The 22,779-nt window shown below is 50.6% G+C and carries 19 protein-coding genes; 7 read left to right on the top strand and 12 right to left on the bottom strand.

Annotated features, from left to right (window positions below; translation table 11 throughout):
- Positions 1 to 88 precede the first annotated feature (88 nt).
- A complete protein-coding gene (gene purE / locus HZ996_12725; protein ID QTN39972.1) occupies positions 89 to 583 on the bottom strand; it encodes a 5-(carboxyamino)imidazole ribonucleotide mutase in 495 nt (164 codons plus the stop codon).
- Positions 584 to 630: 47 nt separating this feature from the next.
- Positions 631 to 1,788 (bottom strand): 5-(carboxyamino)imidazole ribonucleotide synthase, encoded by a 1,158-nt coding sequence (locus HZ996_12720; GenBank protein ID QTN39971.1) that lies wholly within the window; start codon positions 1,786 to 1,788, stop codon positions 631 to 633.
- A 62-nt stretch (positions 1,789 to 1,850) separates the two neighbouring features.
- Here HZ996_12720 and hpt point away from each other — a divergent pair, with 62 nt between their 5' ends.
- From hpt to HZ996_12695, 5 genes are read left to right on the top strand one after another with little or no spacing between them, the layout of a single operon-like run.
- Entirely contained in the window at positions 1,851 to 2,387 is a 537-nt protein-coding gene (gene hpt / locus HZ996_12715) for a hypoxanthine phosphoribosyltransferase (protein QTN39970.1), read from the top strand.
- A 10-nt stretch (positions 2,388 to 2,397) separates the two neighbouring features.
- Complete coding sequence (locus tag HZ996_12710) at positions 2,398 to 2,979, top strand: adenylate kinase (GenBank protein ID QTN39969.1); 582 nt, start codon at positions 2,398 to 2,400, stop codon at positions 2,977 to 2,979.
- A gap of 2 nt (positions 2,980 to 2,981) precedes the next feature.
- Entirely contained in the window at positions 2,982 to 3,989 is a 1,008-nt protein-coding gene (gene obgE / locus HZ996_12705; protein ID QTN39968.1) for a GTPase ObgE, read from the top strand.
- Positions 3,973 to 4,548, top strand: a complete 576-nt coding sequence (locus HZ996_12700; GenBank protein ID QTN39967.1) for a phosphatase PAP2 family protein — start codon at positions 3,973 to 3,975, stop codon at positions 4,546 to 4,548. The genes obgE and HZ996_12700 overlap by 17 nt, the downstream gene beginning before the upstream one ends.
- A gap of 2 nt (positions 4,549 to 4,550) precedes the next feature.
- Complete coding sequence (locus tag HZ996_12695; GenBank protein QTN39966.1) at positions 4,551 to 4,928, top strand: CrcB family protein; 378 nt, start codon at positions 4,551 to 4,553, stop codon at positions 4,926 to 4,928.
- On the opposite strand, the gene HZ996_12690 is transcribed toward HZ996_12695, so the two are convergent.
- From HZ996_12690 to HZ996_12665, 6 genes are read right to left on the bottom strand one after another with little or no spacing between them, the layout of a single operon-like run.
- Positions 4,912 to 6,132, bottom strand: coding sequence for a hypothetical protein (locus HZ996_12690; protein QTN39965.1), 1,221 nt, complete (start codon positions 6,130 to 6,132; stop codon positions 4,912 to 4,914). The two genes, HZ996_12695 and HZ996_12690, sit on opposite strands and share 17 nt — an antisense overlap.
- Positions 6,113 to 6,802: an ABC transporter ATP-binding protein gene (locus tag HZ996_12685; protein ID QTN39964.1), complete on the bottom strand. Its 690-nt coding sequence runs from the start codon at positions 6,800 to 6,802 to the stop codon at positions 6,113 to 6,115. The genes HZ996_12690 and HZ996_12685 overlap by 20 nt, the downstream gene beginning before the upstream one ends.
- Position 6,803: 1 nt before the next feature.
- Complete coding sequence (locus HZ996_12680; protein ID QTN39963.1) at positions 6,804 to 8,018, bottom strand: ABC transporter permease; 1,215 nt, start codon at positions 8,016 to 8,018, stop codon at positions 6,804 to 6,806.
- Between the two features lie 9 nt (positions 8,019 to 8,027).
- Positions 8,028 to 9,248: an ABC transporter permease gene (locus HZ996_12675; GenBank protein QTN39962.1), complete on the bottom strand. Its 1,221-nt coding sequence runs from the start codon at positions 9,246 to 9,248 to the stop codon at positions 8,028 to 8,030.
- Positions 9,245 to 9,991 (bottom strand): outer membrane lipoprotein-sorting protein, encoded by a 747-nt coding sequence (locus HZ996_12670; GenBank protein ID QTN39961.1) that lies wholly within the window; start codon positions 9,989 to 9,991, stop codon positions 9,245 to 9,247. Before HZ996_12670 ends, HZ996_12675 begins: the two co-directional genes overlap by 4 nt.
- Positions 9,988 to 10,563, bottom strand: a complete 576-nt coding sequence (locus HZ996_12665; GenBank protein ID QTN39960.1) for a TetR/AcrR family transcriptional regulator — start codon at positions 10,561 to 10,563, stop codon at positions 9,988 to 9,990. The genes HZ996_12670 and HZ996_12665 overlap by 4 nt, the downstream gene beginning before the upstream one ends.
- A gap of 81 nt (positions 10,564 to 10,644) precedes the next feature.
- On the opposite strand from HZ996_12665, the gene HZ996_12660 reads away from it, so the two are divergent.
- Positions 10,645 to 12,609, top strand: a complete 1,965-nt coding sequence (locus HZ996_12660) for an alpha-amylase (GenBank protein ID QTN39959.1) — start codon at positions 10,645 to 10,647, stop codon at positions 12,607 to 12,609.
- A 249-nt stretch (positions 12,610 to 12,858) separates the two neighbouring features.
- Here HZ996_12660 and HZ996_12655 read toward each other — a convergent pair whose 3' ends face one another.
- Genes HZ996_12655 through recG form a run of 3 tightly spaced genes read right to left on the bottom strand, consistent with a single transcriptional unit; the run spans position 12,859 to position 18,113 of the window.
- A complete protein-coding gene (locus tag HZ996_12655; GenBank protein QTN39958.1) occupies positions 12,859 to 15,303 on the bottom strand; it encodes a phenylalanine--tRNA ligase subunit beta in 2,445 nt (814 codons plus the stop codon).
- A gap of 55 nt (positions 15,304 to 15,358) precedes the next feature.
- The gene (locus HZ996_12650) at positions 15,359 to 15,988 is read right to left on the bottom strand and encodes a short-chain dehydrogenase (GenBank protein QTN39957.1); all 630 of its coding nucleotides are present in this window, start codon (positions 15,986 to 15,988) and stop codon (positions 15,359 to 15,361) included.
- 13 nt (positions 15,989 to 16,001) lie between these two features.
- Complete coding sequence (gene recG, locus HZ996_12645; protein ID QTN39956.1) at positions 16,002 to 18,113, bottom strand: ATP-dependent DNA helicase RecG; 2,112 nt, start codon at positions 18,111 to 18,113, stop codon at positions 16,002 to 16,004.
- A gap of 95 nt (positions 18,114 to 18,208) precedes the next feature.
- Between recG and HZ996_12640 the strand changes: the two genes are divergently transcribed.
- A complete protein-coding gene (locus HZ996_12640; GenBank protein ID QTN39955.1) occupies positions 18,209 to 20,476 on the top strand; it encodes a M1 family metallopeptidase in 2,268 nt (755 codons plus the stop codon).
- On the opposite strand, the gene purL is transcribed toward HZ996_12640, so the two are convergent.
- Complete coding sequence (gene purL, locus HZ996_12635) at positions 20,473 to 22,710, bottom strand: phosphoribosylformylglycinamidine synthase subunit PurL (GenBank protein QTN39954.1); 2,238 nt, start codon at positions 22,708 to 22,710, stop codon at positions 20,473 to 20,475. The two genes, HZ996_12640 and purL, sit on opposite strands and share 4 nt — an antisense overlap.
- Positions 22,711 to 22,779: the final 69 nt, after the last annotated feature.

The following is a 22,779-nucleotide window of genomic DNA, read 5'->3' as shown; positions in this document are numbered from 1 at the left end:
AACCTCAACCGCGACTCCTCGAAAATACGAAAAGCACCCCGCTTTCGTTGGGCGCCATTCCTTATTACATGCCGTTTACAACTGTGAATTACCCGCGATGCTTCGCTTCCAATTCCTCAGCGGACAGCAATACCTTTTCTTTCAGCTTTTCCTTGTAGGCTACCAGATTGTTGAAAACTTTCTCATCCTGGGTTCCGACGATCTGCGCCGCTAGAATTCCGGCGTTCTTGGCGCCGTCCAAAGCAACAGTTGCAACGGGCACCCCTCCGGGCATTTGTAGGATGCTCAAAACGCTATCCCAACCGTCAATACTGTTCCGGGATTTTACCGGTACCCCAATCACGGGCAGAGGACTTAGGCTGGCGACCATTCCAGGTAGATGGGCGGCTCCTCCTGCTCCGGCAATGATGGCAACGATACCGCGTTCATGGGCGGATTTCGCGAAATCATACATGCGCTCCGGTGTGCGGTGAGCGCTCACGATGCTGATTTCGAATTCGACTCCCAATTCCTTGAGCACGTCTGCGGCGTCTTGCATGACGGGCAGGTCGCTTTGGGATCCCATGATGATGGCTACTTTCATTGCTCGGCTTTTTTCAAAGTTAAGATTTCTGAGCCTACGGCTCGATGTTATTGACTGATCACCTTAATCGCTCCCTTCACGGTTTTCGCATTCCGTCGAGCTTCGGCCAGGTCTGGTGCTACGATCGTTACATGCCCCATTTTTCGGAAGGGGCGCATGTCCTTTTTCCCGTAGATGTGCGGATAGGCTCCAGGCATACGCAAGACATCGGCAATCCCTTCATAGCGAACCGGCCCTTGATGACCTTCAGCACCAACGAGGTTCACCATGACGGAAGGGGCCTTCAAGGCCGTACTTCCCAATGGCAAGTCAAGGATCCCGCGCACGTGCTGCTCAAACTGTGACGTATATGCGCCTTCGATGGTCCAATGACCACTGTTGTGTGGGCGTGGAGCCACCTCATTGACGAGGAGTTCTCCTTCCGAGGTCAAGAATAGTTCCACAGCGAGTAGTCCGCAAATGCCCAATTCGGTCGCCGTGCGTTCAGCCAAGACGCGCGCTTTTTCAGCGATCTCATCGGAAATCCGAGCGGGGGCAAGCACGTACTCTACTTGATTGGCTGTGGGGTGGAATTCCATTTCAACAACCGGGTAGCTTTTCACTTCGCCACTTGGATTCCGCGCGACCACAACGGCCAGCTCTAGGTCAAAGGGAACCATGTTTTCCAACAAACCCGGACCTTCACCGATGGAGTTGAGGTCTGCATCGGTCCGTAGGACCCGAACCCCAAAACCATCATAGCCGCCCGTTCGGCTCTTCCACACGCAAGGAGTGGACCAACGCCCGTCTCTAAATGCCTCAAGCGTAGTCGCTTTATCCGCGAACACTTCGAACGGTGCCGTGGGAATGTTGTGGGCGGAGTAAAATTCTTTCTGAGTACCCTTGTCCTGAATAATGGCCAGGGCTTCTGGATCGGGGTGCACGGGAATGCCGGAGGCCTTAATTTGGCGCAGGGCTTCGGTGGAAACATGCTCAATTTCAATGGTCAGGACGTCCACGTCCTTGGCAAACTCCAATACGCGTTCGGTATCCTTGAGATCACCTACCTCGAATTCATTGCTGCCGATGCGGCAAGGAGCTTCGGGAGAAGGATCCAGCACTTTGGTTCGCAAGTCGTACTTCCGGGTCTCGGTCAGCATCATCTTTCCGAGCTGTCCGCCCCCGAGAATACCGAGGGTGAAGGGTGTGGAAAACAGGTCTTTCATACCATCGAATTTGCCGCAAAGATAGGCCGAAACATTTCGTATTTTCGCAAAAACCCTGAACCATGGATTCCATCGAGCTGCACGGCAAGCATTTTCGTCCCTATATCACAGCAGAAGAGATCGCTGTGGAGGTCAAAAGAGTGGCCGAAGAGCTCTATGCGGAGTACAAAGATGAAGAGCCACTTTTCATTGGAGTATTGAACGGCGCCTTCATGTTCATGGCGGATTTGATGCGTCAATATCCAGGGCCGTGCGATATGAGTTTTGTGAAGGTTCGATCGTACAGCGGAATGGAGAGCACTGGAAAGGTGACGGAGGTGATTGGCCTCAGTGATCGCGTGAAGGGAAGGCCTGTAGTATTGATTGAAGACATCGTCGATACGGGGAATACCATGGTGGCCCTACACAACATTTTTGAAGGGCATGAGCCGGCGAGTCTCAAGCTGGCAACGCTGTTTTACAAGCCAGAGGCTTATAAGCAAGATTTACCCGTTGACTTTGTCGGGAAAGAAATTGGAAATGAGTTCATTGTGGGCTACGGATTGGATTACGACGGTCTTGGTCGTAACTTGCCCCACGTTTACGTAATCGAGGAATAAAGCTATTAGCATGCTCAATATTGTACTGTTCGGCCCTCCAGGGGCAGGAAAAGGAACCCAATCGCAAAACTTGATCGACAAATACGGCTTAGTGCACCTCAGCACCGGGGATATTCTCCGCGGAGAAATCAAAGCCGGAACGGAATTGGGTTTGGAAGCCAAGAAACTCATGGATCAGGGCGAACTCGTTCCCGATGAGGTAGTGATTGGAATGATCAGCCACAAGATTGAAGAGAATAAGCACGGAAACGGATTTATTTTCGATGGCTTTCCCCGAACCCAGGCACAGGCCAAAGCGCTGGATGTGCTTTTGGAGATGAAAGGAACGGAGATTACCGGCATGTTGGCTTTGGAAGTTCCCGATGAAGAACTCAAAAACCGCCTTTTGGAGCGCGGTAAGACTTCAGGTCGCCCGGATGATCAGAACGAGGAGATCATCGGTAACCGCATCGCCGTTTATCAGCGCGATACGGCGCCAGTCAAAGAATATTACGGAGCGCAAAACAAGCTCCAAGACGTGAACGGGCTCGGAAGCATCGATGAGATCACCGAACGCCTGGCTTCTGCGATTGAGCAGGCGTCGCAAGCATAAGTATGGCCGATTCTAATTTCGTTGACTACGTCAAGATCTTCTTCGCCTCCGGAAACGGTGGGGCGGGGTCGCACCATTTGCTCCGGACACGACTGACCTCCAAAGGGGGACCTGACGGGGGTGATGGTGGTCGAGGAGGCCATATCATCCTGAGGGGAAACGCCCAGCACTGGACCCTTCTTCCCCTCAAGTACAGAAAGCACATCAAAGCTGAGCACGGTAAGCCTGGAGGAAAGAGCACCTCAACAGGTGCGGCCGGTAAAGACCGCGTTATTGATGTACCTCTGGGTGTCATCGCCAAAAATCCGGATACAGGTGAAGTCATTTGTGAGGTAACCCATGATGGAGAAGAAGTGATTCTGCTTCCAGGCGGACGCGGCGGACTCGGAAATTGGCACTTTAAAAGTTCCACTTTTCAGACGCCTAGGTTCTCCCAACCAGGGGAGGAAGGTCAAGAAGCTTGGGTTATTCTTGAACTCAAGGTACTGGCCGATGTAGGACTCGTGGGATTCCCGAATGCAGGCAAGTCCACTTTGCTGTCCGTACTTAGTGCGGCGAAGCCCAAGATTGCCGACTATGCGTTTACGACACTCGTACCCAACTTGGGTATTGTATCGTACCGCGACCATCGGAGCTTTATCATGGCCGATATCCCGGGGATCATTGAAGGGGCGAGCGAAGGAAAGGGACTTGGTCATCGATTCTTGCGACACATTGAGCGAAACTCGACCCTGCTCTTTTTGGTACCGGCGGATTCAGATGACATTGCAGCTGAGTACGCCGTTCTTTTGGAGGAGTTGAGAAAATACAATCCAGAATTACTGGACAAGAATCGCATCCTGGCGATTTCGAAAAACGATATGCTGGACGATGAGCTCCGGGCGGAGATACGCGCTACCTTGCCCGAAGGAATCCCGCATCTCTTCATATCATCCGTGGCCCAGCAAGGGCTGGATCAGCTCAAGGATTTAATCTGGAAACAACTCCATCAAGATGGTCTCGATTATTGAATGGGACCAAAAAGCCACCATTTGGCTGAATAATGCGGGAGCCCCATGGGCCGATGGATTTTGGCTTTGGATCACGGAGGCCTCTAGTTGGTACTGGATGTACGCCGTCGTCATTGTCCTCTACTTTCTACTAGAACGTTGGTGGGGATTGGCCACCCTCGCTTTTACCTTGATTACGTTTGGATTGGCCGATTGGATCAGCGTCCACGGATTTAAAAATGTCTTTGAACGACTCCGACCCTGCCACCAAGAAGGGGTGATGGAGTTCATTCGCTTAGTTCCCGAGGGTTGTGGCGGTCAATTCGGCTTCGTCAGTTCACATGCGGCCAACACCTTTGCTTTGGCCTTCTTTTTCGGACACTTTTTCCGTCGATTCTGGAAGGCCAGTCCCTGGATCTTCTGGTTGTGGTGCGTGCTTTCCGCCTACAGCCGCGTCTACCTAGGAGTCCACTATTTGGGCGACATTCTCGGAGGCGCTATCTTGGGATCAGCAATTGGGTGGATGGTTTGGACGGCCTACGGCCGGATGGAAAACCGCTTTCGCCCCTTATCTCTGTAACGGTGCAGTTGTATTTAGCCATATTTGTTGGAGGAGGACTCGGTTCCTTGGCTCGATTTGCTACAGGTCGCATGACGCTTTCTCTGGCTCCGAAGGCCTATTTTCCCGTCGGTACCTTTGCAGCGAATATGTTGAGTATTGTCGTTTTCGCTCTGGTCTTCAACTGGCTTCAGCGCCAGGAAGTGTCCCTTAGTGCCGAAACGTGGCGTGCAGCACTGCTCGTTGGGTTTTGTGGAGGATTCTCGACCTTCTCGACCTTCAGTTTTGAATCCGTAGAGCTCTGGCGCCTCGGTCATGCCGGATGGGCCATTGCCAATATTGTGATCAGCGTACTGGTCGGCGTCGGAATCTTTGCCTTGCTGCTTAAAACGAGTACTTAAGCCGGACAAACCCCAAACCGCTCACATATCCCCAGCCTTCATCGACGGTCGGGAGGGGAGGAGGAAGGGGGAACAATCGATTTCCGAAGAATACCTGTGCCAGTATTAAAGCATCCAAGTCCTGCGTGATGCTGTAGCTCAAGCTGGGAATGAGAATGTAGCTATCTAAATTAGTCGTGAACATCTGACTCACATCCACTCGAAATAGGGGAGTGATTTGGTAGCTACTCGCCATAAAAACGGTGCTCTTGAATGGGAAGGGGTTCTTGGCTGATAAAACTTGCCCGGGACCAGCAATGGCACCGAAATCCGCAAAATTTGACTCATTGCTTCCGCCTGAATTATATAAATAACTCGCCGCCAAATACAGGGAATTGGCAAACGCATAGTCCAAAGTAAAACTCCCCAAGAAGGCGTTTGGACTGTCGTCTTGAACGCCCTGGAAGTAGGTGAACTCCCCTTTGAATCCGGCATTACGCAGATTTCCTGCCCAACCACCACCAATGGCAATATCATCTTTAAACCAACCCCCGATGACCTGCACATCATAGGATCCCCACCCAAACTGATGCAGTCCAGCGGCAGTCACTTCATTTGCACTGTCTATGGATACCGCCCCTTCGAGCTTTGAGTTATAGCCTAAGTAGCGGGTCACCCTGGCTGCATCGGATCCTGGTCGTTCTTCGTAGTCGAAGTCAAAGTAGTTGTATTGGTTGAATAAGTCGTTCGGATTCCAAACGGTATTCAGGCCCCAGTTGATCCGTTGACGACCGGCCGCAATTTCCCAGTCTTGATTGCGGTATTCAATGTATGCTCGGTCAAAGACCGTATGCAAGAACATACCGTCCGTTTCGAACCAAATAAAACTCATGTCCAACAGCCCTGGATCAGCCTCAATGGAGCTTTGGAACTGGGGAAGATTCTCTACCTGATAGCCCCAAAAGAGCCTATTCCTCATGCCAATTCGTGCTCGCCAATGCTCACCTTTGCGGTATTCGAAATTGAAGCGGTTGTGGACTTGATAATCGGCGTAGGTATACTCGAGATTACCCAAGTTGATAAAGACTTCTGGAATCTCGCGACTCAAGTCCGTTGCGGTCCCCAATAGTTTGACATACCCATCGATCTCAATGTAATCTTGGGCGGTCGTGGAAGCAGCAGCCAAAAGGCCAGCTACCAGTAGTTTAGCGTTCAAACGTCTCATCCGAAATAATCTTTCCGTCTTCTAAGGTCACAACCCGTCTTGCTCGGTCAATCACCCGCTGATCGTGTGTGCTGAAGAGGAAGGTAATGTGTTCTTCTCCATTAAGGCGAGCCATAATATCCAACAGGTTCGCGGTAGAATGCGAATCCAAGTTTGCCGTTGGTTCATCCGCTAGAATCACTGCCGGTTTGGGTGCAAGGGCTCGAGCAACGGCTACGCGCTGTTGCTGACCTCCGGATAGCTCCGTAGGCTTCTTGTCCAGCTTGTCATCCAAGCCCACTTCTTGGAGAAGCTGACGAGCTCTTTTTTCACGTTCTTCTTTAGGCCTTTTCTGAAGCAGCATGATGAACTCCGTGTTTTCTGTTGCCGTCAATACCGGAATCAAGTTATAGGCTTGGAAGACAAAGCCAATTTTCCGCAAACGAAAGTCAATCAGCTGATTGTCCCGAAGCGTGCTCAAGTCTGTTCCATCAACCCATACACTTCCCGCTGTTGGCTCATCTAAACCGCCGATCATGTTCAAGAGTGTCGTTTTCCCTGACCCAGATGGACCAACTAGAGCTGTAAACTCCCCGGGTTGAATTTGAAGATCTACTCCGTTAACCGCGTGCACATCAATGCTCCCGTCGTGGTAGATTTTTTCGAGTGCTTTTGTTTCTATAACTGCCATATCAAATTGCTCTAACCGCTTGGGCGGGGTTCATTTTAAGTGCTTTTCTCGCTGGATATACACTAGCTAGTATTGCCATGATGACAACCATAATGGCCAGCGACCAATAGTATTGGAACTCCAAATAAGGATATACGATCGGGTCGATCCCAAATTCTTCAAGGCCCTGGGCGTAAAAACTCAGATCCAATCCGGCTGATTGGAAATAAACGATGGTCAACCAGGCCATCAGGATGCCCAACGGGCCTCCTGCCAGGGCAATCGCAATGGTTTCGAAGGTGATCATGGCAAAGATTCGGGCCTTGTTCATCCCTACGGACATTAACATACCCAGTTCTCTTTTGCGCTCGAGTACCGCCATGAGCATGGTATTGACAATGCCAAAAGAAAGAGCCGCCAAGAGAATTCCGAGAAATAGGTACAAGAAGATCTCCATCATTTCATCTGCGTACCCAAGCTCAGGACTAATTTCATCCCAGGGTTCAATTTTTAACTCTGGATACGAGGCGCGTTGGCGCTCGACAAAGGGTGGGATAACTTCAAATTCTTTGAGTAATACCGCAACCTCATTGACGCCGTTGTCTGTGTGCAGGAGCTTCTCTAGATCCGAAAGGCGGACGAACACGTTCATTTCGTCGTACTTCTTGCTGACTGTCTTGTAGATACCAGCAACGCGGAAGGCACCAGCGACAATCTCGCTCTCACTGTCCTGGAAAGTGAGGACGATTTTGCTTCTGACGTGGACATTCATTTTCTCGGCAAGTGCCTGTCCGATGTATACGGGAAAACGGCCTTCTTGGGAAAGGAAAGCTCCGTCAACGACCTTTTCGCCAATAGTCGTTACCCGGGCTTCCATTTCTGGATCAATTCCGCTGATCACCACACCGTTTCCGCCACGGGCCGATGAAGCCATCCCGTTGACCAATCCGCGCTTGGTGTAATTCAGTACAGTGGAGTCGCTTTGAATCGAGGCCTCCACGGACTCTATGTCATCAATGACGTATTTCGCATTCCGGTCCTTTAAGAATTCGGGATGGTGGTACTGGACATGGCTGATGGAGTTTTCAATCACCGATACTTTCCGCTGTTCGTTAAGGCCAGCGCTTAAGGCAATCACAAAGAGACCGGCCCAAATACCGAGCACAATACTCGTAATCACCACTCCGCTTCGGAGCTTATTTCGCCATATGTTTCGCCAAGCAATCTTAAGTAGCATAGATCTTGATTAAACGTGCATGGCCTTCACCGGCTTCAATCGAGCCAGGACGAACATGGGGTAAATACTAATGAGGATGCTGATGATCAAAATGATCGTCGCGTGGGTAATGCTAATAGACGGGTCTAAACTGGCCGGCATAACCGCTTCAAATCCGTATTCTTCAATGGTCTGAGCTGCTCCACCCGTAAGGTCCAACGGATTCCTATTGAAATACAGGACAATCGGATAAGCACAAACCAAACCGGCGATCACGCCAATAATGCTAATAAGAATCGTTTCGAACACGACCGTTAGGCCCAACTGCCAGCGCTTCATACCAATGCTAATCAGAACTCCGAATTCATAGGTACGCTCTGCGGTCATCATCAATACGGTTCCGAACATCCCAAAGGTGATGACCATATACAGAATAAAGAGCATGATTTGTCCACCCGCACTATCGGCTTGAATAGCTTGTACCAGCTCAGGCATCATTTCCTGCCAGGCCATGACTTCATAAGATGCCGTATCGAGCTTCGATTCAATTGAGCGCGCAAATCGAGGAACATTGTCCCGATAATTCATGTCCAGTACATAGCTCGTCACCATACCTTCCGCACCATAAAACCACTGTGCTTCAGGTAAGGGAAGAAAGATCAAGTTGTCATTCAGCAGTGGCGAATTCAATTTGACAATTCCGGAGACCACGTATTTTCCTCGAGCACTGATGCCACGATATCCCTGACCGAGCATGACAAGGGTGTCACCTACTCCAAGTCCGAAATAATCCGCTACTCCAGAGCCCATCATGACGCTTTGATCTTCCAGGGCAAATACTTCCCCTTCAATCAATTTTTCTTCCAATTGAAGCATGCCGCCTTCCTTGGTCGGATCAATGCCATTGACCAAGGCTCCTTTGGTGAGCTCCTGCGTGGCGGCCAATACAAATCCTTCAAGTCGGGGAAGGACGCTTTGAACACCGTCTTTATCTTCAATGGCCGCGGCCAGCGAATCCGAGAAAGGGATGACATTGTCGATGGTCTGTTCGTTCCAATATCCATTCTTGTGGATTTGAACATATCCGCTGTAGTAGCCCACGACATTCTCAATCATCTTTTCATACACTCCGGTCTGCATACTCCTTAGGATCACCGCGAAGAATACGGCAAAGAGTACCGAAGCAATAGTGATAAAGGTTCGCCGTCGATTACGCCAAAGATTTCGGTATGCGAGCTTTAAAAGCATCATGGGCGTATGCGTTTCATGTTTCGTTGAGAGAAGAATTCTTGATCCACATCAATATCGAACTCCAATCCTTCATAAACCATTTCAGTGTACTGTTCGGGATTATCCATAGGGGTCATTCGTACACGTTGAGGTAAGGTTCGACCATCAAATTCAATCACGTCAAAGCCCTCCATTTGATTGATGAGATACCCGTCTTCATCGTAGAACTTAGCCATGAGCTGGAGCGATTCCTCCTTGGATATATAGCTGATGATTTTCCCCCAAACCACAGCAGCGTCGGGTTTAGGAGTCAACAGAATTTTGTGGCAATCGTAACCCAGTACCGTCGTGTCCCCATCAAATTCATGGGTGTAGTCATTGACAATACTCGATTCCCGAACCAGATCGTCATTGGTGAAGTCCGATCCCATCCAGCTTTGCATCATCATGCTGGGCGGAAGTTTGATGGTCCGTTCAATGCTCGGCTGCCAATTCCAGATTTCCTTTTCCCGCTTGAGGAATACCGTCCCCTCATCCCGCGCCGGAGAAGAAATGAAGATGAGCGCATATTCCGAACCCAAGGACCAACTCGTGGTCGTAATGTCTCGGGTCCAATTAGGTCGAACAATACGCACAGTGACTTTCGATTTACTGCTTTGTCCGCGCAGTTTTTCATCGGCTTCACGGATGATATCTGTAGCGGTTTGCGCCTTCAACGGCGCGATGAAAGACAGCATCAAGATCAATAATCCTAACTTCTTCATAGTTCGTATTTCTGGTACAAATGTGATTTCATTCCATTGAGGTCGTAGTCCATGTCCAATACCATGAACTGAAGGGCTATACCGTCCAGAAGGGCGCCAAATAGATAGGCCTCTCCTTCAGGATTGGGGTAATTCAAAGAGGTAAATGTCTTGGTGAGCATCGTCCCGTAGGACTTCATTTTTTGAGTGGCCATATCATGGACAAAGCCCAGATCGTGTGCTTGCACGGCAAGCCCAATGGTCAGTCGCTGTAAATCTCGGTAGTGCAGCAGGAAATCAAAGGCTTGATCGATAAGTCCACGGATGAGGTCTTTGCCCTCCAATCCTTCCATGCTTCCTTCTTGCTCGAGCGAACGAAAGGCCCATTCAAATATGGCCTTCAGCAGCGCTTCCTTGCTTTCGAAGTAGTGGTATAAAAGCCCTTTACTGACCTGAGCGTGCCGGGCAATCTGGTTCATGGATACCCCGTGGTAACCTTGGGCGGCAAAGAGTTCCTCGGCGGACTGCAATATGCTGATCTCGCTGGATTCGCGCTTCAACTGCTGAGTACTTCTGGGGGTGTCTTCGTTCAAATCCAATTAACTTACTGACCGGTCGGTCAAAGATACGATTCTTCCAAAAAGACCCGTACTTTTAAAGCAAATATTTCTCCCATGCGAATTGCGCTCGGCGTCCTTTCTTTTTTGCTCATCATTTCCTGTACTACGGAGGAACAACACTCCCTAGCGGAGTTCGGTTCAATGGATTCTCTAATTGCAGCCGCGCCCACATCCCCTCCCGACTGGATGAAAGAGGTGGTCTGGTATCAAATCTTTCCCGAGCGCTTCCGAAATGGAGATCCCACCAACGATCCGCGTGCCCAAGACATCGATGGTTCCTATCCGGGATTCGTTCCAGAGACTTGGACTACGACCCCTTGGGGCCACGATTGGTATGCCCCTGATCCGTACTGGGCTGAGCTCGAAGGAAGTCGCGATTTCAATGATTATCCCGTCACCACCTTCGGACAGAAGTCACAGCTGAGACGTTATGGAGGAGATCTTCAGGGCGTGCTGGATCAAATTGATTACTTAGAAGAACTCGGAATTACGGCCGTTTACTTCAATCCACTGAATGATGCTCCTTCACTTCATAAGTACGACCCTCGCCATTGGAGGCATATCGACCGAAATTTTGGTCCGGACCCCGATGGTGATGCGCAATTAATGGCAGGAGACATACCCGATGACCCCAAAACCTGGTCATGGACGGCTGCAGATCAGCAGTTCCTTCAAGTCATTGAAGCGCTGCATGAAAAGGGGATTCGCGTAATCATGGACTACAGTTGGAATCATACGGGGCACAAGTTCTGGGCTATAGAGGACATTCGGTCCAAGGGCGAATCATCAAAATACACGGACTGGTATTGGATTGATGCCTTTGACGATCCCGAAACCGAGGCCGACGAATTAGACTATCAAGGTTGGATTGGCATCAAGAGTTTACCCGAGATCAAAGAAACACAACGCCTGCACTTCGAGCGGATGGAACCCTATGATGGCGACTTGTATAGTGAAGAAGTCAAGTATCACATTTTCAAAGTGACTCAACGTTGGATGGATCCAAACGGAGATGGCGATCCGAGTGATGGCGTTGACGGATTCCGCCTGGACGTTGCCGCGGAATTGCCTTTAGGATGGTGGCGACAATATCGAGGTCTTGTAAAGGACATTAATCCAGAGGCTTGCCTCATCGGAGAGATCTGGTGGGAACAGTGGCCTGATCTGCTCATTGACCCCAATCCGTGGCTGGGTGGAGACATATTTGATGCCGTCATGAATTACCGCTGGTATCGAGCCGCTCGAAACTACTTCGCTTACGCTCCAGACACCTTGAGTTCCGAACAGTACGCAGCTCACCTGGATTCCATCTACCAGAACATAGATACCGAGCATCGCTATTCCTTGATGAACATGAGTGCCAGCCACGATGCACCTCGACTGTCTACTTCGTTCTTCAACAAGAACCCCTACAAGTTCAATTCGGGTCCAGGTGCTGATTCGACCTACATGATTCACCGACCTGATGAGGCGGCCTACGGCCAGATGAAACTCTTCCTCGGCCATCAATATACCTTCGTTGGGGCTCCTCAAATCTGGGCAGGTGATGAGATGGGAATGTGGGGGGCAGACGATCCCGACTGCCGCAAGCCGCTAACGTGGCCCGATTTGGACTTCGATCCCGAGCAGGTTCATCCGCTGGGCATAGAGCGCCCTGTCGATTCAGTGGCCTTTGATTTTGAGCTCTTTGAGTATTACAAAAAGCTTATTGCGATGCGTCAAAAATTCGACGTCTTCAAGTACGGAGGATTGGAATTCATCCCGACAGGAAGTGACCTCAATGTATTTGCCTACAAGCGATTCACAGGCGAAGAGCTGGCGTACGTATTTTTCAATTTGACCGATGACGCTTTGCGCATTCCGGTTCCCGAAGAACGAAGAGGGACGTGGGTCGTTGCCTCACCTACGGGTAAGTTGTTTGTGGAAGGATCTACGGTAGGTGCGGACCTAGAGCCTAAATCTTGGACAGCGCTTGTTCGTATTAAAAGCGTCGGCGACGAATTAGGGCTAGGACAATAATGGTCAGGCAAACAAGAGCAACGATCTGAATCACCATAAGAGAGTTGTTTGAATCCTAAAGGTATAAAAACCGAAAAGCCACCGGGCGGTGGCTTTTACGGTTCAGAAAGAAAGTTTGGGTTAATAGATCAGTACTTTTTCTTTCTGTCGATTTCCAAATACTCTACTCAAATATTCAAAAATCATTCTCCTTTGTCACGTCTAATATAAACAAAAAGGTATACTAATTGTCAAGAGTACACTAAAAAATTATCCGCGCAATTCTGCGCCGGTGGATTTTTCTACTGCACTTTGAATCTTGGACATAGCCTTGTCCACCACTTTGTCAGTCAGGGTTTTTTTGCTGTCGTAGAAGGTAAATGAAACCGCGTAACTCTTCTTACCGGCCGGAAGATTTTTACCCTCATACACATCGAACAATTCGACTCCCTGTAGCAGTTTTCGTTCGGCGTGTTCTGCGGCACTCTGAATGTCCCCAAAGGCCACTTCGCTGTTCACTAAGAGCGCCAAATCTCGACGTACAAAGGGGAACTTGGGTAATTCTTCAAACCGAACACGGGTGCTGGAGAGTAGGGGCTTGAGCAGATCCCATCTCAATTCACCTGCGTAAACGGCTTGTTCAACATCGGCCTTCGCGAGTAAGTCCTGACGCACAAGACCCACAAAACCCATGCGGTTACCTCGAACGATCACTTCTAATCCTTCACTATAGTATGAGTGTTCAGCAGGCTTCATGACAAAATCCTGACCTAAACCAAGGCGCTTGAGCACTTTAGACACGGCCGATTTCAGTTGGTAGAAGCTACTTTCGGCTTTTCCAGTGGTCCAATGCTCTTCTCCTCGAGGACCGCTCAGAGCAAGCATTAAGTATTCCTCTTCACGATAGAAGTCACCAATATCTTCGAAGTAGGCCCGTCCAAATTCAAAAAGGGCCAAGGATCGACGCTGACGCTTGATGTTGTGTGCGATGGCATCCAAGGCTCCGGGAATCAAGCTACGACGCATGACTGCCTGTTCTGAGCTCAAGGGGTTAATCATCTTTACCGGATGCGTGTTTTCCCCGAGGTCATACAACTCTTCCGTTCCGTATTCGGCAGAGGTTAGGCTATTGGCCATCATCTGATGGAAACCGGTGGCACAAAGCATTTCGCTGATGAGTTCTTCGGCCCGGTGAACATCAGGATGTTCAAAATGCCCGGTACTCATGACCATCTTTCCGCCTTCAGCCAACTCGTTGAAGCCGTAAATGCGCAAAACCTCCTCAACCACATCTGCGGGGCGGGTCACATCCACTCGATAGGCGGGTACTTCAAGAGCCCACCACCCTTCTTCTTCGTTGACAATTTTAATGTCGAGCCATTCCAAGATGTTCCGCACCAAGGGACGGTGAATTTCTTCTCCAATCAACCGATCCATGTACTCCAATTTCAAGTCCACGTGGTGATTGGGAATGCGATGGTGGTATAGATCCGTTAAATCAGACCCGATGGTTGCACCTGCAAGCTCTTCCAACAAGACAACGGCTCTTTTCAATGCCTCGACCACCCCATTCGGGTCAATGCCGCGCTCAAAGCGGAAGCTGGCATCTGTATTGAGTCCATGGCGACGAGCGGTTTTGCGCACGCTGACCGGATCAAAATAGGCGCTCTCCAAGAAGATGGACGTTGTTTCGTTCGAAACACCGGACTCGACTCCGCCAAACACTCCGGCAATGCACATGCCTCCCTCGGCATCACAAATCATTAAGTCGTTTTGGTGCAGTTCGCGCTCTTTATCATCCAAGGTGGTGAATTTGGTTCCACCCGTCATGGTGTCTACAATGACTTTTTGACCTCGAATCTTCGATGCGTCAAATGCGTGCAGGGGTTGTCCGAGCTCGTGATTGACGTAGTTCGTGATGTCTACAACGTTGTTGATCGGTGCGAGACCAATCGCTTTCAGTCGATTCTTCAGCCATTCGGGTGAAGGCCCAACTTTAATGTTTTCAAGTACAATTCCGGCATAGCGTGGAGCGCGTGATGTGTCGCGAACTTCTACGCTGATTGGAGTATTTTCGTGGTGACCGGTCAGGACATCGTTGTGTGGATAGTGCAGTTCTGCTTTCTTTCCAAAGCGAAGAAGGGCTGCACGAAGATCACGGGCCACACCGTAATGGGACATGGAATCTGCCCGGTTTGGGGTCAGTCCAATTTCAATGACGGTATCACGAGTGATGCCAAAATAGTCCGCGGCAGACTGACCAATTTCCGCTCGGTCATCCAGCACCATGATGCCATCATGATCATCACCAAGACCAAGTTCATCCTCCGCGCAAATCATACCCATCGAGACTTCTCCTCGAAGCTTTCCTTTTTTGATGGTAAAGGCCTCATCAGCACCAGTAGGTTTTAATGAGGTGCCCACAGTGGCTACGGGTACCAGCTGATCAACAGCGACATTATTGGCGCCACAGACGATTTGAAGAGGCTCATCAATGCCGATGTCGACCGTACACACCTTCAGGCGATCCGCATTCGGATGCTGCTCGCAGGTAAGCACTTTACCTACGTACACTCCTTTGAGGCCGCCGGGAATAGATTCGAACTCTTCCGTTCCTTCTACTTCCAAACCAATTTCGGTCAGTAGGCGAATGATTTCGTCGAGGGACTCATCTGTTTTCAAGTAGTCGCAGAGCCAGCTGTAGGAGATCTTCATCGGTCGATTTTCTAATGAGGGTCAAATTTAAGCAAAAGGCCCAAGGCAAAGGGTCTTAGTTCGAGATCTGAAAGAGAGCCAGAGCGTATAGGTAGAATCGAAGGAGACGAGCCAAGCCAAAAAACAGAAAGCGAAACATTGGAAAGCGCACGATTCCAGCCACCAGAGACGCAATAGCATAGGGAATTGGGAACATGGCCGCTAACAAGACAAAGAAGCCTCCCCACTTATTTAGGAAGACAAATTGAGGCTTGAATTTCGTGTTTAAATAATGATTCACGCGCTGGGTGTAGCTGATTCTTCGTCCAATCAGGTAAGCCGTGAACCCTCCACCATAGCTGATGAGGGCGAGGACGGCAACCATGCGCATGGGTTCGTCAAAACTCCCAGCCCAAAGGATGAAAAAATCTGGAGGAATCATGCCCAAGATGGTCTCACTAACAAAGAAAAGGGTCAGTACACCACGGGTGCTCATGCTGGAGAAAATTCCAGCAAAGAATTCCCCGACATCTCCGACGTAGTGTTGAAAAGCCAAAAGCGCTATGGCGAAGAGGACCAAGGTACCTCCAAGCTTGATGCTGTTCTTGCCTAGAAAAGTGTAGAATCCGCTACGACGGAAATAGACGTGATAAATGGTCGACCGATGCCACATGCGGTTCAGCCGGTCGGTGAGCTTTTGTCGCATGCCGCAAAATTACTCAGCTAATTCGGCTCCAATGCAGTTTTTTCTGGTTTTTTCGCTTAAAAGTCGACACAACCTTGGGATAAACCACCCCTTCAAGATTGGGGTCTCCGGAGAGCAGGGCTTCCGCTGCTCTTCTCGCGAGGGCCATGATTTGCCCATCTCGAGCCACGTCGGCAATCCGCAAGTCCAAAAGACCACTCTGTTGCGTGCCCATTAAATCACCAGGCCCGCGCAACTGCATGTCTACCTCGGCAATCTCAAAACCATCCGTTGTCCGGACCATGGTTTGTAGACGGGTTTGGGCGTCTTTACTGAGTTGGTCCTTACTCAAGAGCACGCAGTAACTCTGATCGGCACCGCGCCCCACACGACCTCGGAGCTGGTGCAATTGAGATAAGCCAAAACGCTCAGCGCTCTCAATGACCATGACCGATGCATTGGGAACATTCACCCCCACCTCAATGACCGTTGTGGCCACCATGATTTGGGCTTGCCCGGAGACAAAACGCTGCATCTCGAATTCCTTGTCTTCCGGTTTCATCTGACCGTGGACAATAGCGACGCGATAATCGGGGAGGGGGAAGTGTCGCACAATGCTCTCATAACCATCCATGAGGTCCTTGTAGTCCAGTTTTTCCGATTCTTTAATCAGGGGATAAACCACATAAACCTGCCGACCCTTGCTGATCTCCTGTCGCATGAATTCGAATACGGCGAGGCGATTGCTGTCATACCGATGCACGGTCTTGATTTCCTTGCGACCCGGCGGCAATTCATCGATGATGGAGGCGTCGAGATCACCATAGAGGGACATCGCCAGCGTCCGCGGAATGGGAGTTGCCGTCATGACCAAAATGTGCGGTGGGAGTGCGCTCTTTTTCCACATTTTCGCCCGCTGCGCCACACCAAAACGATGCTGCTCATCGATCACTACCAGACCCAGATTTTTGAACTTCACCTTGTCCTCCAAAAGCGCGTGCGTCCCCACGATAAAGGGCAAATCTCCGCTGGCTAAGTCCGCGAGAATGGGCTTTCTAGCGGCAGTTTTCACCGATCCGGTAAGGAGTTCTATGCGATGGCCCTGCGGGCCGATGAGTTCGCTCAAACCCTGGTAATGCTGCTGCGCCAAAATTTCCGTAGGCGCCATCAAGCAGGCCTGGTATCCGTTGTCCAGCGCCATGAACATGGTCATCAACGCCACGATGGTTTTCCCGGACCCCACGTCCCCTTGGAGCAAGCGGTTCATCTGATGTCCAGACCCCACGTCACGACGAATTTCTTTGATCACCCTTTTCTGGGCTCCTGTCAATTCAAAGGGTAGTCCATGGGCGTAGAAATCGTTGAAGGCCGCTCCAATTTTTTCAAAGGAATAGCTGCCCAATTTTTGATGGCGCAGGCTCTTTTGTTGGACCAGACCCACTTGAATGAAAAACAGCTCTTCGAACTTGAGTCTAAAGCGGGCTTTTTCCAGGAGTTCGATGTTTCGTGGGAAATGGATGTTGAGCAGGGCCTCTTCTAAAGGAAGGAGGCGGTGATCTTTTCGAAACGAAACGTCGACCGTATCACCCACAAGGCCCTGAACTTGTTGCCACAGGGCCTCCTGAAGCTTTCCAATACCCTTGCTGTGCAGTCCCTTTTGGGTGAGTTTCTCTGTGCTGGGATAGACAGGTTGAAGAGCGCTTCGAATCGAGCGCTCATGATCTTCCCACTTTTCGAGTTCAGGGTGTGGGATGTTGTATCGATTCTTGAAGTTCTTAGGCTTGCCAAAAACCACGTATCGCTCGTTGATCTGAAGGGTGTTTTTGATCCACTTTCCGCCTTGAAACCAAACGAGGTCAATCTGGCCTGTTTCGTCTTCGAATCGGGCAACCAGGCGTTTTTGACGACCGTGACCGACTTCTTCAATTTGAACGATGCGGCCGACCAGTTGGACTTCGGTCACATCGGACCGTAGGTCCACAATCTTATGATACTGGGTCCGGTCGATGTACCGGAAGGGAAAGAGGTAGAGTAAATCGCCGAGGCGGTGAATGCCCAGTTCGCTTTTGAGCAGCTCCCCGCGCTGCGGACCTACCCCCTTGAGGTACTCGATAGGGCCGTACAGAATGTGCTGCGAAGAGGACATAGGGCAAAGCTAAATATTCTTACTTTTCGACCCTTGTGAAATTAATGTGTCCTGGAAATTCAGGGCCTTACCAAAATGGTGTAAAGGTCAAACGAATGAAGAACCTGCTGTATCTCCTACTGTTTTCTTCACTTTTCGCCTCTGGGCAAGAGTACGATTCCACCCAAATTCCGGTGGAGCGCGTGGTGGACTTTCACACCCTTGATCTGGAATTGGAACTTCAACCGAAGAAGAAACGCGTACGGGGAACGGTGGCCTATACCTTTTCTCCCTTGAGGGCCAGTGTGGATTCTATGTATCTGCACGCCCGAGATATGGAAATTGAGTCGGTCGTGATCAATGGAGTGGAGCTCCGCTTTCGTCAGGATGAGCAAGGGGTGCATGTGTTCCCGCATCCGCCCGTGAAGGGCGAAAGCCAAATGACCATTATCTACGAGGCCTTTCCAAAAAAGGGGATGTATTTCAACGGATGGGATGGAAACGGCCTGAAGCAAATCTGGACCCAAGGTCAGGGAATCAAAAACCGGCACTGGGTGCCCTGTTTTGACCTTCAGCACGACAAAGTGGTCACGTCCATTGCCCTCGAGTTCGACAAGGACTTTGAAGTGATCAGTAATGGGGCCTTGGAAGTCAAAGAAGAGCGAGGTAGAAAGACGTATTGGAAATACGCCATGAATCGGCCACAGAGCACCTACCTCATGGCCCTGATCATTGGGGAGTACGATGTTATGCGTCAGCGGAGTCCCTTCGGCACGCCCGTTGAAAATTACTTCTATCCCGACCTTCCGGAACAGGCAGAACCCACCTTTGTGGAGACCAACCAACTCTTGTCCTATTTGGAAGAGGAAATCGGCGTGGCCTACCCGTGGTCCGCTTATCGTCAAGCTCCTGTTGAGTACTTTCTTTATGGCGCCATGGAGAACACGACTGCGGTCGTATTAAATGACCGGTACATGGTGGATTGGCGCTCGCGGATCGATGAAAATTACGTCTATGTCAACGCCCACGAAATGGCCCACCATTGGTTTGGAGATTGGCTGACCGCACGAACCGGCCATGATCATTGGTTGCAAGAGGGGTTTGCGACCTATTACGGCGCCCTAGGTGAGCGCGCCATGCTCGGGGATGAAGTCGCCGATTACAGACGCTGGCGCGATTACGGACTGGTCACCACCCGGGAGTCGTCCAACGCTTACCCGCTTCAACACAACGCGGCAGGATCCCTGATTCACTATCAAAAGGGCCGCCTCGTCCTGGACATGCTCCGCGAAGAAGTGGGAGACGTGGTGTTCCGCCGGGTCATTTCCCAATACGTCATTGAAAACGGATTCGGACTGGTAGACTCGGAGGAGTTGCTCAACTACTTCAGCGATGTCGCCGGCCGATCCCTGGGCTGGTTTTGGGACCAGTGGATTTATGAGGCCGGTGTTCCGACCCTACGGGTCGATGTAGACACCACGCGTTCAGAAGAACAGACGGTCTACGGATTCACCCTCAACCAATTTCAAGAATCCGAGCCCTTCCGCTTCGGTTGGAACTGGGAAATCGTACTGGAAGGCGGAGGCCGTTTGAGCGGTCGGGAATTCGTTGTAGATCGCCAACACCGATGGACGGTGAGCCTTCCCGAAGGACAGAGGATTGCCTACATCCTCTACGATCCAGACGGAATCGTGCTCAAACAGTTTGTGCATCCCTACACCATGGAAGAGCTTTTGGCCATAAGTCAGGATACCGCACATTACTTTTCCAGAGCCCAAGCCCTGAAAGAACTCAGTAGATTCCCTGGTCTGGCTCCAGCCGAAGATTGGCTGACCGCCATGCCGCTGGACGATGACCTTCGAAAGCTTTGGGCCCGCAACTTTATTTACTATCCCGAAGAGGCAGTGCAAGTCGGTACACAATGGCTGCAATCGAGTCGAGAAGAGCTGTACGAAACCGCTTGGTACTTGGGGCAGGGTGATCCATCCCTCTTGGATTCCACGCTCATCTCAGAGCTTTGGAAAACAGGAAGCCCTCTATTCCTAGAAACGCTTTTGGACGACTTAATGGAACGCGATGCCGAGCGCTTTGCCTACTTGCTTCAGGATACCTATCCCGGAAATAATGGAAACAATCTTGAAGTGCGTCGGGCCATGTGGAAATACGCCTTGGACGGCGAGGATCAATCCCTGAAATACCTACTGGGCTTTGGATCAGAGGCCTACAATCGCCAAACACGGGAAAATGCTTGGCGCGCTCTGCGCACCGTGGAGTGTAAAGACGTACGCTGGCGCGAGCAGCTCGAGGCCGCAAGCGAGCACTACAATTATCGTTTCCGCACAGCTGCGAAACGATATCTTCAGTATTTACAGGAAGTCAATTAGTGGGCCATCTGAAGGCCAATGCTCTCTGAGTGAACTTCTTTGTATTCATTCACCATTCCATAAGGCTGCTCGTCTACGACAAACTTCCCTTTGGTTACATGTCCCAAGAGCGTAAAGCGCACTCCCGCATCCATTAAGATGGTGATGAAGTCATCTTCCTCATCGGGATCTACACTCACCACAACGCGGCTTTGGCTTTCCCCAAAGAGGTAGGCGTCTTCGCGAATCTCGCTGTCGGTTAAGACATCGAATCCGAGGTCGTTAACGAAAGAAGCTTCTGCCAAGGCGACGAATAGTCCTCCCTCACTCACGTCATGTGCGGAGCTGATGGTACCCGCTTTAATCAGTTTCTTCAGAGCATCTTGCATGTTGAACTCCTCGTCCAAGTCAAAATGCGGTGCTGGACTGGCCTTGATGCCGTGGTGATGCACCAGGTACTCAGAGCTCGAGATATCTTCTTTTGGGTCACCGATGAGATAGATCAAATCTCCCTTCTTCTGAAACCCGAGTGGGGTGATGTTCTTTTTGTCCTGAACGATTCCCATCATACCAATCGTCGGAGTTGGGTGAACCGGTACGGTCTCATCACCGATGACACTTTGGTTGTAGAAGCTCACATTACCTCCCGTGACGGGGGTTTGGAACTTCTCACATGCGGCACTCATCCCCTTGATGGCCCCGACAAACTGCCAGTAGGCTTCAGGATTATATGGATTACCGAAGTTCAGGCAGTTCGTGATGGCACTGGGCTCTCCTCCCGAACAAACGATATTACGTGCAGCCTCAGATACAGCGATGGCTGTTCCCACTTCTGGGTCCGCATGGACGTAGCGAGAATTACAATCTACCGTAAAGGCCAGTGCACGATCGGTGTCTTTAATGTTGACCAATCCTGCGTCGGTGGGTTGGTTGGTGCTCATGTTCACGGTTCCCACCATGGAGTCGTACTGTTCGTAGACCCACTTCTTCGATGCGATGTTCGGTGCACCCATGAGTTTCTTAGCAACAGCAACCAGGTCTGAAGGCTCGGAAACACTGTTGATGTCGAATTTCTTGTATTCCTCGTAGTAGGCAGGCTCTTTGTACTCGCGCTCGTATTGTGGAGCTCCGCCGCCCAACACTAAGTGCTCTGCAGGGACTTCCGCCACGAGCTCATCATTCATGAAGTAGCGTACTTGACCGCCCTCAGTGACCACACCGATCTCCGCGCAGTTCAAATCCCACTTGTCAAAGATGGCCTCAACTTCTTTCTCCGTGCCTTTTTTCACGACCACCAGCATGCGCTCTTGCGATTCGCTGAGCAAAATCTCCCAGGCCTGCATATTGTCTTGACGGGTAGGAACTTTGTCCAACCAGAGGTCCATACCGTGCTCACCAGCCGCGCTCATTTCGCAGCTCGAACAGGTGATACCAGCAGCACCCATATCCTGCATTCCGACGATGCAGTCCGTCTTCGCCAATTCCAATGTCGCCTCGAGGAGGAGTTTTTCTTGGAACGGATCTCCCACCTGTACAGCGGGTAAGTCTTCTGCTGACTCTTCGGTAATGTCTTTAGAGGCAAAAGCGGCTCCGTGAATTCCGTCTTTTCCGGTCGATGAACCAACGATGTATACCGGATTGCCCGCACCGCTAGAAGTAGCGCTGATCATTTCGCCGACTTCCATAATACCGGCCGAAAAAGCATTCACCAATGGGTTCTGGTTGTAGCTTTCATCGAAGTACACCTCACCACCAACGATTGGAATACCAAAGGCGTTTCCATAGTCTCCAATTCCTTTGGTCACACCTTCGAGCAACCACTTTGTCCGCGCTTCTTCCAAGTTTCCGAATCGAAGCGAGTTCAACTGAGCAATCGGACGAGCACCCATGGTAAAGATGTCGCGGTTAATTCCGCCCACACCAGTCGCTGCACCTTGGTAAGGCTCCAAGGCCGATGGGTGGTTGTGCGACTCAATTTTGAAGGCGCACGCCAATCCATCTCCAATATCGACCAACCCGGCATTTTCTTCACCGGCCTCCACCAACATATGCGGTCCGTCCTTCGGCAATTTCTTCAACCAGAGGATGGAATTTTTGTACGAGCAGTGCTCGCTCCACATCACTGAATAGACGCTCAACTCCGTGAAGTTGGGAACGCGACCGAGGCGCTCCTGGATCAATTCGTATTCAGATTCAAGTAGCCCGAGGTTTTGGGCATCTTCTAGAGTGGTGAGTCGCGTGTTGGTATCGGTCATCGATGTCAGAATTTGCCGCAAAAATACCAAAGATTGGTCAGAGCATGAACCAAAAAAGTTCTTTCGGTT

The organism is Cryomorphaceae bacterium, assembly GCA_017798125.1.
Taxonomy (GTDB): domain Bacteria; phylum Bacteroidota; class Bacteroidia; order Flavobacteriales; family ECT2AJA-044; genus ECT2AJA-044.
The sequence above is the reverse complement of the archived record's forward strand: the minus strand, read 5'-3'. Positions and strand labels throughout refer to the sequence as shown.

What these genes read in the sequence shown, in the direction of transcription:
- purE (QTN39972.1), bottom strand. Translation starts at nt 583, where the DNA reads ATGAAAGTAGCCATCATCATGGGATCCCAAAGCGACCTGCCCGTCATG.
- HZ996_12720 (QTN39971.1), bottom strand. Translation starts at nt 1,788, where the DNA reads ATGAAAGACCTGTTTTCCACACCCTTCACCCTCGGTATTCTCGGGGGC.
- hpt (QTN39970.1), top strand. Translation starts at nt 1,851, where the DNA reads ATGGATTCCATCGAGCTGCACGGCAAGCATTTTCGTCCCTATATCACA.
- HZ996_12710 (QTN39969.1), top strand. Translation starts at nt 2,398, where the DNA reads ATGCTCAATATTGTACTGTTCGGCCCTCCAGGGGCAGGAAAAGGAACC.
- obgE (QTN39968.1), top strand. Translation starts at nt 2,982, where the DNA reads ATGGCCGATTCTAATTTCGTTGACTACGTCAAGATCTTCTTCGCCTCC.
- HZ996_12700 (QTN39967.1), top strand. Translation starts at nt 3,973, where the DNA reads ATGGTCTCGATTATTGAATGGGACCAAAAAGCCACCATTTGGCTGAAT.
- HZ996_12690 (QTN39965.1), bottom strand. Translation starts at nt 6,132, where the DNA reads ATGAGACGTTTGAACGCTAAACTACTGGTAGCTGGCCTTTTGGCTGCT.
- HZ996_12685 (QTN39964.1), bottom strand. Translation starts at nt 6,802, where the DNA reads ATGGCAGTTATAGAAACAAAAGCACTCGAAAAAATCTACCACGACGGG.
- HZ996_12680 (QTN39963.1), bottom strand. Translation starts at nt 8,018, where the DNA reads ATGCTACTTAAGATTGCTTGGCGAAACATATGGCGAAATAAGCTCCGA.
- HZ996_12675 (QTN39962.1), bottom strand. Translation starts at nt 9,248, where the DNA reads ATGATGCTTTTAAAGCTCGCATACCGAAATCTTTGGCGTAATCGACGG.
- HZ996_12670 (QTN39961.1), bottom strand. Translation starts at nt 9,991, where the DNA reads ATGAAGAAGTTAGGATTATTGATCTTGATGCTGTCTTTCATCGCGCCG.
- HZ996_12660 (QTN39959.1), top strand. Translation starts at nt 10,645, where the DNA reads ATGCGAATTGCGCTCGGCGTCCTTTCTTTTTTGCTCATCATTTCCTGT.
- HZ996_12655 (QTN39958.1), bottom strand. Translation starts at nt 15,303, where the DNA reads ATGAAGATCTCCTACAGCTGGCTCTGCGACTACTTGAAAACAGATGAG.
- HZ996_12650 (QTN39957.1), bottom strand. Translation starts at nt 15,988, where the DNA reads ATGCGACAAAAGCTCACCGACCGGCTGAACCGCATGTGGCATCGGTCG.
- recG (QTN39956.1), bottom strand. Translation starts at nt 18,113, where the DNA reads ATGTCCTCTTCGCAGCACATTCTGTACGGCCCTATCGAGTACCTCAAG.
- HZ996_12640 (QTN39955.1), top strand. Translation starts at nt 18,209, where the DNA reads ATGAAGAACCTGCTGTATCTCCTACTGTTTTCTTCACTTTTCGCCTCT.
- purL (QTN39954.1), bottom strand. Translation starts at nt 22,710, where the DNA reads ATGACCGATACCAACACGCGACTCACCACTCTAGAAGATGCCCAAAAC.